This is a genomic window from Desulfuromonas versatilis, assembly GCF_019704135.1.
Taxonomy (GTDB): domain Bacteria; phylum Desulfobacterota; class Desulfuromonadia; order Desulfuromonadales; family NIT-T3; genus Desulfuromonas_A; species Desulfuromonas_A versatilis.
Genome location: NZ_AP024355.1, coordinates 3,247,915 through 3,259,596 on the forward strand (window position 1 = coordinate 3,247,915; position 11,682 = coordinate 3,259,596).

Below are 11,682 nucleotides of genomic sequence, written 5' to 3' on the forward strand. Positions count from 1 at the left end.
AAAGCTCGTCGCCAAGCAGCGACAGAGACCGTCCGCCCAGATGCGCAACACCGGGCTGGATTTCAATATGTTAATGGGAAGAAAAACAGAGACTTACGAGGGCTCTGCCAGTGTTAACCCGAAAAATTTTTTAAGTTTCCATCACCTTTGCCCCTGTGGGGGGCTTGATCTTTAGACCCTTCAATTTAAAATAAATTAACAACTATCATTTCCGCTCCGACAGTCCTGGCGCAATCCATTTCCCCCCGGACCCTTCCCTCAGGGGCCACTCACAGGTTTGGAGGCAGGTTCAAGATGGTAAATACCGGTGACGGTACGTTTATTCATTTTTCCCTCATCGAGCCGGCCTGGCTGCGCAGGGAAATGCACCTGCACACCAACTACACCGACGGCAAGCCGAGCATCGCCCAGGTTATCCAGAGGGCCGAAAAACTTGGCCTGGCGGAAATTGCCTTCACCGAGCATGTCAGGGCCGACTCCGAGTGGTTTCCGGGTTTTGCGCAGGAGGTCCGGAGTCTGGCCGCCTCCTCCCCGGTACGCGTGCTGGTTGGCGCTGAAGTGCGCATCAAGGATTTTCAGGGGACCTTGGACATTTCTCCGGAAATCCGCCGGCATTGCGACATCGTCCTGGCCAGCGTTCACCGCTTCCCCGGCCGACAGGGAGAACGTCTCGAGTTCCAGGAAATCGAGCGGGACAGGTTCGCCGAGATCGAGTACCGCCTGGCCCTGGGATTTCTGAAAAACGGTGGCGCCAACGTTCTTGCCCATCCGGGTGGGATGTCGTTGCGCCGCCTGGAGCATTTCCCCGAGGATTATTTCGCCAGCCTCATGGAAGAGGCGGCCAGGGCCGCTGTGGCCATGGAAATCAACAGTTCGTATCACCACCAGGTTTTCGATCAGTATCTAGCCCAATTGAAAAAACACGACCCCCTGGTATCAGTCGGGTCGGACGTCCATGAACTGGAGCGGCTTGGCGAATGCTCAGTACGGCTGAAGGAGATCCTATGGAAAGCTTGAACGTTCTCGTCACCGGGGCCGGCGCCTTGGTCGGGCAGGGGGTCCTGCGGAGCCTGCGGATGGCCTCGAGGCCCCTGCGCCTGGTCACCGCGGACCCCGACCACCGGGCGGCGGGCCACTGGCTGGGCCACTGTGCCTACACGATCCCCATGGCCACCGACCCCGCTTTCCTGCCCCGGGTCGAGGAGATCATTCAACGGGAACGGATCTCGATTCTTTTCATCGGCACCGACGTGGAATTGATCCTGCTTAGCCGCGAGCGCGAAAATCTGGAACGCAAGTTCGGCGTCCGGATCGCCGTGTCGCCCTTGCGGGTCATTCAAATCGCCGACGACAAGTGGCTGACCGCCAAGTTTTTCGAAGAGGAAGGCTTCCCCTTTGTCCGCTCGGCCCTGTCCGACGACCGGCAGGGGATCCAAAGGCTCATCGACACCGTCGGGTTTCCGATCCTGGTCAAGCCCAGGATCGGGGCCCGCTCGGTCGGCGTACAGATTGCCAAGGACCGCGAGACCCTGGAGGATATGTGCCTGAGCCGCAGTGACCTGGTGGCGCAGGAGTTGTTAAGCGAAAACCAGGGTGAATTCACTTCCGGCTGCCTCGTAGCCAAGGGACGCTGCCGGGCGGTGGTGGTTTTGAAAAGAGACCTCAAGGACGGCAACACCTACCGGGCCTACGCCGACACCACCGGAAGGTTCGACAGGCGCATCGCCGCCATGGCCGAACGGCTCGGCGTCGAAGGACCGGCAAATTTCCAGTTCCGCATCCGCGATGGCGAGCCGGTGGTTTTCGAGATCAACGCCCGCTTCAGCGGGACCACCCCGTTGCGGTGTTTTTTCGGGTTCAACGAGGTGGAAGCCTGGCTGAACCACCTCGCCGACGGGGCCCCGATCCCGGAGGCCCAAATTCGCAACGGCGTTGTCTTCCGGACCTGGTCGGACATTTTCGTAGCCCCGGAACAGTTGGAAGAGCTCCAGAACAGCGGCCGGTTGGAAACCCCCACCTGCCGCTCCCATCCCTTCGTCAACGACTAGTGCACTGTGCGGTTGGTCCTTACTTTTAACCACCCGGGAAACTAGAGATTAACCCCATTTTTCATTGCTTTCCCCAAGACGCACCGGAGTGCGTCTCCCCGGGAGGGGCCGGCCGCGGATTTCTTTTGGATTTTTGCTTTGCATTTTTCCACAACGGCGTTTAATATGCGGAGATCAAACGGTATACAGTATACAAAATAAACCGTTTTGGTCAGAGCTGCGGTGTTGTGTCCCCGACCTTTCGGGGCTGTCGAATCATTCGACCTTTTGCCAAAGGAGAGAGAGCGATGCGGACAGAGAGCAGCTGGCGGGATCCACCTGGGACGGTTGTCTTTTGTTTTGAAGTTGCAGTCCAGGGCTCTTAAGAAAGAGCCGTTGAACCATTCCAACACAAGGGGATATGCAGATGACACAAAGTTCAGTGGGCAGAAAGATTCTGATGGCGGTCACCGGGCTGGTATTGCTCGGCTTCGTCATCGTCCACCTGCTCGGCAACACCTCGGTGTTCGTCGGGCCCGACGGGATCAACGCCTATGCCGAGAAGCTCCACAGCCTGGGGCCGGTGGTCTACATCTTCCGGCTGGTGATGCTGGCGGCCTTCGCCATCCACATCATCTACGGCATCCAGCTCACCCTGGAGAACCGTGCGGCGAGCCCCGCCAAGTACGCCATCCAGAAGCGTCAGCGCGCCACCTTCGCCTCGAGCACCATGATCGTCTCGGGGCTGGTGCTGTTGGCCTTCGTGATCTACCACCTGCTGCACTTCACCGTGCAGGTGACCGACCCGGCGATCAGCGCCAAGGCCAACCTCGATGCGCTGGGGCGCCCGGATGTGTACCTGATGGTGGTCAAGGGCTTTCAGAAAATCTTCGTCAGCCTGATCTACGTGGTCTCGATGGTCTTTTTGTTCCTGCATCTGTCCCACGGGGCGCAGAGCTTTGTGCAGACCTTCGGGCTGACCAACGCCAACACCCTGCCTGCGGTCAACGTCGGCGGCAAGGCGCTCTCGGCGATTTTGCTTCTGGGCTACATCGCCATTCCGCTTCTCATCGTTATCGGCTTCGTCAAAATTTAGGGGGTTGAACCGTGATTCTAGATGGCAAATGTCCAACCGGACCGATTCAGCAGAGCTGGGACAAGCATCGCCAGGAAATGAAACTGGTCAACCCGGCCAACAAGCGTAAATTCAAGATCCTGATGGTCGGCACCGGCCTGGCCGGCGGCGCCGGCGCGGCGACCCTGGGCGAGCTGGGCTACAACGTGGAGGCCTTCTGCTACCAGGACAGCGCGCGGCGCGCCCACTCCATCGCCGCCCAGGGCGGCATCAACGCCGCCAAGAACTACCCCAACGACGGCGACAGCATCTATCGGCTGTTCTACGACACCGTCAAGGGCGGCGACTTTCGCGCCCGCGAGGCCGACGTCTGGCGCCTGGCCCAGGTCTCGAACAACATCATCGACCAGTGCGTCGCCCAGGGCGTGCCCTTCGCCCGCGACTACGCCGGGTACCTGGACAACCGCTCCTTCGGCGGCGCCCAGGTCAGCCGGACCTTCTACGCCCGCGGCCAAACCGGCCAGCAGCTGCTGCTGGGCGCCTACAGCGCCCTTGCCCGCCAGGCCAAGGCCGGCTCGGTCAAGATCCACGCCCGCCGCGAGATGCTCGATCTGGTGGTGGTCGACGGGGTGGCCCGCGGCATCACCTGCCGCAACCTGATCACCGGCGAGATCGAGTCCCACTGGGGCGACGCGGTGGTTTTGGCCACCGGCGGCTACGTCAACGTCTTTTATCTGTCGACCAACGCCATGGGCTGCTCGGTCACCGCGGCCTGGAAGGCGGCCAAGAAGGGCGCCTATTTTGCCAACCCCTGCTACACCCAGATCCACCCCACCTGCATCCCGCAGTCCGGCGAGCACCAGAGCAAGCTCACCCTGATGAGCGAGTCGCTGCGCAACGACGGACGCATCTGGGTGCCCAAGAAAGAGGGCGAAAAGCGCCACCCCAACGAGATCCCCGAAGAGGAGCGCGACTACTACCTGGAGCGCAAGTACCCCTCTTTCGGCAACCTCGCCCCGCGCGATATCGCCTCGCGCGCGGCCAAGGAAGCCTGCGACGACAAGCGCGGCATCGGCCCCGGGGGCCGCGGCGTCTATCTCGACTACGCCGCGAGCATCAAGCGCCTGGGCGAGAACACCATCCGCGAGCGCTACGGCAACCTCTTCGAGATGTACGAAAAGATCACCGACGAGAACGCCTACAAAGAGCCGATGCGCATCTACCCCGCCCCCCACTACTCGATGGGCGGGCTGTGGGTCGACTACAACTGCATGAGCAACGTCCCGGGCCTGTTCGTGCTGGGCGAGGCCAACTTCTCGGTCCACGGCGCCAACCGCCTGGGCGCCAGCGCGCTGATGCAGGGGCTGGCCGACGGCTACTTCGTCATCCCCTACACCATCGCCCATTACCTGGCCCAGATCACCCCGGGCAAGATCAAGGACGACCACCCCGCCTTCAAGGAGAGCAAGGCCGCCGTCGAGAACGAGACCAAGAAGCTGCTCTCGATTAACGGCAAGAAGACCCCGGCCGAGCTGCACCGCGAGCTGGGCAAGATCATGTGGAACAACGTCGGCATGGCCAGAAGCGAGCAGAGCCTCAAAGAAGCGCTCAAGCAGATCCCCGAGCTGCGCGAGCAGTTCTGGAAGAACCTCAAGGTCGCAGGCTCCGGCGCCGAGTTCAACCAGCAGCTCGAGAACGCCGGGCGCCTGGCGGATTTTCTCGAGTTCGCCGAACTGTTCGCCAAGGACGCGCTGCACCGCGACGAGAGCTGCGGCGGGCACTTCCGCGTCGAGCACCAGACCGAGGACGGCGAGGCGATGCGTGACGACGAGAACTTCTGCTACGCCGCGGCCTGGGAGTTCAAGGGCGCCGACAAGGAGCCCGAGCTGCACAAGGAGCCGCTGAAATTCGAAAACGTCCACCTTGCCGTAAGGAGCTACAAATAATGAATCTGACACTGCATGTATGGCGTCAGAAGGACGCCAACGACAAGGGCCGGCTCGAGGTGTACCAGGCCAAGAACGTCAGCGCCGACAGCTCGTTTCTGGAGATGCTCGACGAGGTCAACGAAGAGCTGATCAAAGAGGGCAAGGACCCCATCGCCTTCGACCACGACTGCCGCGAGGGGATCTGCGGGATGTGCTCGCAGGTGATCAACGGCCGCGCCCACGGCCCGCAGGAGAAGACCACGGTGTGCCAGCTGCACATGCGCCAGTTCAAGGACGGCGACGACGTGTTCATCGAGCCCTGGCGGGCGCGGGCTTTCCCGATCATCAAGGACCTGGTGGTCGACCGCGCCGCGCTGGACAAGATCATCCAGGCCGGCGGCTACACCTCGGCCAAGACCGGCGGGGTTCCCGACGGCAACGCGCTGCTGATCCCCAAGGGGGACGCCGACTACGCCATGGACGCCGCCGAGTGCATCGGCTGCGGGGCGTGCGTGGCGGGCTGCCCGAACAGCTCGGCGATGCTCTTCACCAGCGCCAAGGTCGCGCAGCTGGCGATCCAGCCCCAGGGCAAGCCCGAGGCGGCGCGGCGGGTGCGTTCGATGACCGAAGAGGCCAAGGCCTGCGGTATGGGCAACTGCACCAACCACTACGAGTGCCAGGCGAGCTGCCCGAAGGACATCAACGTCAAGTTCATCGCCAAGCTCAACCGCGAGTACCTCAAGGCGATGCTGCCGGGCAACAACAAGTAAGCTCAGCTGTCATACCCTGAAACAGTCGGGGCGGGCCCAATGGCCCGCCCCATTTTTTTTCGCCGGCAGGCTTACCTGCCCGAGTAAAGGCGGCGCGTGGGCCGGAAGCCCAGGGTGCGGTTGTCATAACCGCAATGACAATTCGGACACTGGAGGGCAAATGCGCTGCGGGCCGCGGTCATGTGTTCGGGACCAAAGAGCATTTGCCCCAATCTCTTTTCGTGCAGGTTGCCCAGCTTGAAGGTGACATAGCACATCTGCACCGTACCATCCGCCCCCACCCACACCAGTCGGTGACTGTCGCAGGGCACCCGCATTTGCGGCCCCTTCACCAACCAATCGGGGATGGAATTCAACACCGCCCTGGGCTGCGTGATCAGGTCGGGACGCCGGGCTTTCATCGCAGCCAATTGCTCAACCACCCACTCGATGGCCCCGCGGTCCTCGGCAGCGAATTGCAGCTCCCGGTCCACCCCCATGGAAAAATAGGGCAGCGAGTAATGAATCAGGTTCACGCACAGGGGGGTGTCGTGGCGCTCGACAAAAGCGAGGGTCTCGCGCAGCGATTCGGGGCGGCTGGTCGGTCGCATCAGCACCCAATCGAGACAGATCGGCAACTGGCTGCCGTAACGCTCCCTCACCCAGGCGAGGCCCGCCTCGAGGCGGGCGAAACTCCCCGGCCGCTGAACATAATCGTCATACTCCGCACCGGCTCCATAAAAACCGATCGAGACCTTTCGCAGCCCGGCGGCGAACAGCTCATCGGCCCGCTCTCTCAGCAGCAAGCCGTTGGTGGTTACCCAGATATTAAGACCAAGGCCTGTCGCATGCTCGACCATTTTTGCCAGGTCCTTATGCAGCAAAGGTTCCCCTCCATAGAGGCGAACCTTTTCGAAACCCCGGGCCTTGGCGTCATTCAACAGCTCGCGGACCACCGGCAATTCCAGCTGCTCCCCCGCCATGAAGCCGCGACCGTAATGGCACCCCTTGCAACGCAAATTGCATTGGGCGGTGATGGCGACGAAAAGCGACCTGGGCTCCGGCTTGATGACCTGGGGAATCCTGGTGGCCACCGTATTTCGCCAGCTGTCGACCCAGGTGTCGGTCAGCTTGAGCAGGGTCTTGATTTTAGGGTGCCTTTTGCAGGTTGGTTCAAGCAGTCTCACAATTACCGATCTGGCTGACATACCGACCCCATCAAATGCATATCAATAACTTCAGAAAGAAAGCCTACATTTCCAGATTTTATTTTCAAAACTGGATTCGGCTGATATTCCCCCGTACAGGTGCGCGGCAAAACCCTAGAACCGAATTGAGGATTGATTGCGAAAACCTCAACACAGGATTAATCTTCCTGAAATATGACTTATTCTTATATGAATCACCCATCTCTGCAAGTGCAACCGGTTCAGCCTTGCTGCTATATATTTTAAAAACGAAGTCTTCATAATCCTTGTAGTCGAAATAGCATTTCATTTTATGCAAACATGGCAATGCATCAATTGGGAAAATCCCCTCAAGGTCAATCAGGCTGTAACTGCCACCGTATTTCATCACGTGGCTGGGGTTGAACTGCGCATGAAAAAAGCCGGTTGTTCTGGTCCTGGCCTTGATCAGGCTGAAAAATCGCTCATTCAAGCTCAGGCTTCGGACTGGACGGCATTTGCCCATCACGTAACCACGGCAAACCCCCCGATGAAAAATTACGGATTTCAAAGCCGGGGTGGTTTGCTCATCGTAAAACCCCGAGTCTATGCCCTGCAGGATGTTGTCCCGACGAACATGGGTCGGGTTCCAGATCTTGAGATAGACTTCTTGAGGCTTGCCGCTCCAGGAAATATTTCCGGATTTAAAAACCCACCGTGAATGATCCTGCTCCCCGTACCAGTCGTAGACCTCCTTAACCAGGGCCAACCGGTCGAGATCAATGTCAGACAACTCTATTTTTCCGATCATTGACCATCTACAGAAGCGTTATCCTGTTGCAATCGCTCAATGAATTTCTCTCGCCGAGGCCGACTTCGCGGGGAGGTCTGCTTCCAAACCTGCAGGTCAAGGGTACTGTCTTTTTTATCGCAAAATTAACCGGTGTCAATAAATGGCGACCTTCATTTTTCGCCAATGAAAACGGGGGCGGCCTGACGGCCTGCCCCCGATGATTCTGTACGGCCCCTCGGCACGACACCCTTTCATCCCGGCTCCGGTTGAATTGTCAGGCTCTCCAAGGCCCGAGTCACCGTGGTGCAGAGCAGTTCCAGGTCCTTAAGGGGTTTGGCCAGAAACTCGAAAGCGCCGGCTCCTTTGGCCGTCTCCAGGTTGGAGGTGGAATTGTCGCTGCTCATGACGATCACGACCGTGGCCGGGGCGATGCGTTTGACTTCCGCCAACAGGTCGAGACCGCTCAGGGCCCCCATGTGAATATCGGTGATCACCAGGGGGAACGCCTGCCGCCGAAAGATCTCGAGCGCTTCCTCACCGCTGGCCGCGGTAGTTACCCGGAAGCCTTCTTCCTCCAGGGTTTCGCTGACGAAATCCCGGATCATCAGGTGATCGTCCACCACCAAGATCTGGCTTCTGTTCTTCATACCCAGTCTCCCCTCGTGAGGCCAACCGCTCCTGGCATCCAATACGCAATAGTCAATCTTGCTCAGGCCCCGGCGGCAGCTGGAGCCATTGCCGTTTCCTGCTCCCCCACGACCGCCTGGTGCTGCGGCAGGGTGATGACGAAGGTCGCGCCTTCCCCGGGTTCACTTTCGACCCGGATCTGCCCCCCGTGATCCTCGATGATACGGTAGCTGACCGACAGGCCCAGACCGGTCCCCTCTCCCGACGGCTTGGTGGTGAAGAAGGGCTCGAAGATCCTGTCCCTTACTTCCTTGGGCATCCCCGGGCCGGTATCGCTGACCCGAAGTTCAAGGGCCCCGTCCTCAAGCTGTCGCGTGGTCAGCCGCACCTCGCCGGGCTCTCCCTTCATGGCCTGCTGGGCATTGAGCATGAGATTCATCAGCACCTGCTGGATCTGGTTGCCGCTGCCGTTGAAGCGCGGCAGCTCGGAGCCGAGGTCCCGCTCGATACGGATTTTGGCGATACCGAGTTGGTGCTCGACGATGGCCGCGGCATCGGTCACCACGGCGTTCAGGTCCGTGGGCTGGAACTCGACGTTTTCCCGCCGGGCAAACTTCATCAGGTTTTCAATGATCTTCTGACAGCGTTTGGTTTCTTTTTCAATAATGGACAGATGCTTGTGCAGGGTGGACTCCGACTCGGCCTTGCGCAGCGCCAACTGGGCAAAACCGAGGATGCCGGCAAGGGGATTCTTGACCTCGTGGGCGATGCCGGCCCCCAGCTGCCCGAAGGCGGCCATTTTCTCCGATTGCAGCAGCTGCGCCTGGGCCTGCCGGAGGGCCTGTTCGCGGTGGTGAAGTTCGCCTGCCATCCGGTTGAAAGAGCTGGCCAGCTCCCCGATTTCGTCACTGCCCCTGACCTCGACCTGAATGCCGAAATTCCCCTGGCCGATGCTCCGGGTCGCCTGGGAGAGCCGCTCCAGGGGGCGGGTGATCCGCCGGGACCAGACCAGGCTCAACAGCGCGGCGACCACCAGCAGCATCAGGGAGACCACGACCAGGTGATTGAGCAGCTCCCTGGTCGTCAGGTAGGCGGCGGTTTTGGGAATCTGCACCCCCACCAGCAGCCCCTGCCCAGAGGTACGGGCAAAGGCGCCCACCATTTCCCGGCCGTCGGCAGCAAACTCCAGGGCGCGCACCAGGCCCTTGATGTTGCCATCCTCGCCCAGTTGGGCCAGCCACTCCCCCTTAGCCGGCTTGCCGATCTGCAGCGGGTCGCTGTGCGCCAGGTAGTTGCCACGGCTGTCGAGGAGAAAAGAATCGAAGACTTCCGATTGTCGGGCGAGTCGCAGCAAGGTCTCGAGGCGCACCGTCGCGGTCATGACGACCTGTTCGTCGCTACCGCCCGCCGGGATACTGACCAGGGTCAGAGTCGGCAATTCAGCAGCCAGGGTCGAGTTTTCGACCAGCCCCAGCCCCTCGAGCGCATCGGCGGTAATCGGCGAGCTTAGCCGGTAGGCCTGCAGGTCTTCCTTGGTCAGCCCGGCCTGGTCGAGGGCCGCGGCATCATAGACCAGGGCGGCTTCAACGCCGTCCCGGTAAAGGGCCACGGCGACGAACTCGCGAAAATCCTCGAACAGCTGCTGCAGCAGCTTCTCCTTCTGGCCACCGGGCAGTCCCGGCTCAAGCATGATGCGCGCAAAGACCTCGGAGCGCTCCCGGTAACTGCCGAGCATGGCCTCGACCTCGGTGGTGGTGTGCAGGGCCATGGTCGAGGTCAGGTCGTGGATGTAGGCCGTCTTGTCGGTATGGAACAGGTTGGCCATGGTAAAGGTAATGATGCCGACCGCCGTCGAAACCAGCAGCAAGAGAGAAAACATGATCTTGAACCGGATCGACAGCCCCAATTTCTTGTTCTTGGTTTTTTCCATATCAGCTACCCAGTGTTTGGTTTGGCTTTCTGCTCCAGTTTAGTGTTCGCCGTGCCGACTGCTGCCTTTTGCCCGACGGAGGCAGGTCCACCTCGTTCAGAACTTGCCGTTGACCTTGCCGGTCTGGTAGCTCACGTTGCCGGTGGCGTCCACGGCTTCGACCACCAGCACGTTGAGCCCGCGCCGCAGTTTGAGCTGATGGTCGAAGCGGCCTGCGGCATCGGGAACAACCGCCTGGTCACCGATGAAGATCCGCGTCCCCGGTGCCGTGACCCCGCGCAAGGTGCAATCCTCCCCATGGACCACCGCGGGGGGGAATTCCACCTGCAGCAGCGGCGGCTCGGCATCCCGAACCAGGGCAAAGCGGCGGGCCGGCCCGGGGCGGCCTTCGGCGGGGCCGTTGATGCCGCTGACTCGCCAGTAATAGGTGCCCTGCCGCAGGTTGCCATGCACGAAGCCCGGCTGGGAGAGGATTTCGTTAACGGCGACATCCTTGAATCCGGGATCGCGGGCCACCTCAAGCCGGTAGCGATCGGCCTGGGGCACCATCGACCAGTCGAAGCGAACCTTGGGCGACAGCTGGCGGAAGGCGAAACTGCGGCCATCCTCGGGCGCCAGGGATTGCGGCGAAGCGGGCAGAGGCCGGGGCGGTTCGGGGGCCTGGTCGGGGGCGACAGTGGTCGACTGGTTCTCGGCCACCTGTACCGTCTTGCCCTGGGCGCTGACCTCGGCCTTGCCCTGGTAGACGGCGATGGTGGAGGACTTGTCCGGATTGACCGTGACCAGAAAGGCGTCCTCGCCCTGCGCCACGCCCGCCGGCTGGGTGATGACCGCCCGGGCGTTGGGCATCTCCACGTCCATGCGCAGCAGCTCACCTTGGGCGGCCACGGCCCGGCCGCGCAGGATCCCGTCCATGAGAACCAGGGTCGAGCGTTTTTCCCGCCGGGCAGCCACCTGACCGAACTCGCGAATGATGATCAGCGAGTTCTCCCCCAGATCGAGATGGCTGTGCTGATCGAAACGGATGCGCGCCCGCGAGTGACCCAGGGTCTGCACGGCGTCGCGGCTGTAGAGAGCCAGTCCCCTGTTCGCGGGGGACCAGGCGATGGCGTCAGCCGGCTTGCGCTTGACCGTGTTGTACACCTCGATCAGGGTCGCGGTCAGTGGCTCCAGCTCCTCGGTCTGCCAGGCACGGTCCTGGGCGAGGTGCCGGCGCCCCTCCACCCGGCTGGCCGGTTCGAGGGGGGCGACGATTTCCCTGAGCGGGGTACCGCTGGGAAACAGCAGCGGCAGCAGGGCCAGGATCCCCAGGAAGAACGCCAGGACCAGGCCGATGACGAAAACCGCCTCGAACAGCTTTACCAGCCACGTTTTCAAACCCTTGTTA

The 11,682-nt window shown here is 61.2% G+C and carries 10 protein-coding genes; 5 read left to right on the plus strand and 5 right to left on the minus strand.

Annotation, left to right across the window (positions count from 1 at the left end):
- Positions 1-294 precede the first annotated feature (294 nt).
- The 5 genes from DESUT3_RS14610 (at position 295) to DESUT3_RS14630 (ending at position 5,800) form a co-directional block, all read left to right on the plus strand.
- The gene (locus DESUT3_RS14610; RefSeq protein WP_221249210.1) at positions 295-1,017 is read left to right on the plus strand and encodes a PHP domain-containing protein; all 723 of its coding nucleotides are present in this window, start codon (positions 295-297) and stop codon (positions 1,015-1,017) included.
- On the plus strand, positions 1,005-2,048 hold the full coding sequence (locus tag DESUT3_RS14615; protein ID WP_221249211.1) for an ATP-grasp domain-containing protein: 1,044 nt from the start codon (positions 1,005-1,007) through the stop codon (positions 2,046-2,048). The genes DESUT3_RS14610 and DESUT3_RS14615 overlap by 13 nt, the downstream gene beginning before the upstream one ends.
- Positions 2,049-2,448: 400 nt before the next feature.
- Positions 2,449-3,123, plus strand: coding sequence for a succinate dehydrogenase cytochrome b subunit (locus tag DESUT3_RS14620; RefSeq protein ID WP_221248657.1), 675 nt, complete (start codon positions 2,449-2,451; stop codon positions 3,121-3,123).
- A gap of 11 nt (positions 3,124-3,134) precedes the next feature.
- Positions 3,135-5,048, plus strand: coding sequence for a fumarate reductase/succinate dehydrogenase flavoprotein subunit (locus DESUT3_RS14625; RefSeq protein WP_221248655.1), 1,914 nt, complete (start codon positions 3,135-3,137; stop codon positions 5,046-5,048).
- Positions 5,048-5,800, plus strand: coding sequence for a succinate dehydrogenase/fumarate reductase iron-sulfur subunit (locus tag DESUT3_RS14630; RefSeq protein ID WP_221249212.1), 753 nt, complete (start codon positions 5,048-5,050; stop codon positions 5,798-5,800). The genes DESUT3_RS14625 and DESUT3_RS14630 overlap by 1 nt, the downstream gene beginning before the upstream one ends.
- Before the next feature lie 71 nt (positions 5,801-5,871).
- Here DESUT3_RS14630 and DESUT3_RS14635 read toward each other — a convergent pair whose 3' ends face one another.
- The 5 genes from DESUT3_RS14635 to DESUT3_RS14655 all read right to left on the minus strand — a co-directional run bounded on the left by DESUT3_RS14635 (position 5,872) and on the right by DESUT3_RS14655 (position 11,672).
- Positions 5,872-6,966, minus strand: coding sequence for a radical SAM protein (locus DESUT3_RS14635; protein ID WP_221249213.1), 1,095 nt, complete (start codon positions 6,964-6,966; stop codon positions 5,872-5,874).
- An 85-nt stretch (positions 6,967-7,051) separates the two neighbouring features.
- Positions 7,052-7,756 (minus strand): hypothetical protein, encoded by a 705-nt coding sequence (locus DESUT3_RS14640; protein ID WP_221249214.1) that lies wholly within the window; start codon positions 7,754-7,756, stop codon positions 7,052-7,054.
- 233 nt (positions 7,757-7,989) lie between these two features.
- Positions 7,990-8,385: a response regulator gene (locus DESUT3_RS14645; protein WP_221249215.1), complete on the minus strand. Its 396-nt coding sequence runs from the start codon at positions 8,383-8,385 to the stop codon at positions 7,990-7,992.
- A 62-nt stretch (positions 8,386-8,447) separates the two neighbouring features.
- Entirely contained in the window at positions 8,448-10,295 is a 1,848-nt protein-coding gene (locus DESUT3_RS14650; protein WP_221249216.1) for a sensor histidine kinase, read from the minus strand.
- A gap of 96 nt (positions 10,296-10,391) precedes the next feature.
- Positions 10,392-11,672: a FecR family protein gene (locus tag DESUT3_RS14655; RefSeq protein WP_221249217.1), complete on the minus strand. Its 1,281-nt coding sequence runs from the start codon at positions 11,670-11,672 to the stop codon at positions 10,392-10,394.
- Between the last annotated feature and the right edge of the window lie 10 nt (positions 11,673-11,682).

Coding starts and splice junctions, on each gene's coding strand:
- DESUT3_RS14645 (WP_221249215.1), bottom strand. CDS start 8,385: ATGAAGAACAGAAGCCAGATCTTGGTGGTGGACGATCACCTGATGATC.
- DESUT3_RS14630 (WP_221249212.1), top strand. CDS start 5,048: ATGAATCTGACACTGCATGTATGGCGTCAGAAGGACGCCAACGACAAG.
- DESUT3_RS14620 (WP_221248657.1), top strand. CDS start 2,449: ATGCAGATGACACAAAGTTCAGTGGGCAGAAAGATTCTGATGGCGGTC.
- DESUT3_RS14650 (WP_221249216.1), bottom strand. CDS start 10,295: ATGGAAAAAACCAAGAACAAGAAATTGGGGCTGTCGATCCGGTTCAAG.
- DESUT3_RS14640 (WP_221249214.1), bottom strand. CDS start 7,756: ATGATCGGAAAAATAGAGTTGTCTGACATTGATCTCGACCGGTTGGCC.
- DESUT3_RS14615 (WP_221249211.1), top strand. CDS start 1,005: ATGGAAAGCTTGAACGTTCTCGTCACCGGGGCCGGCGCCTTGGTCGGG.
- DESUT3_RS14610 (WP_221249210.1), top strand. CDS start 295: ATGGTAAATACCGGTGACGGTACGTTTATTCATTTTTCCCTCATCGAG.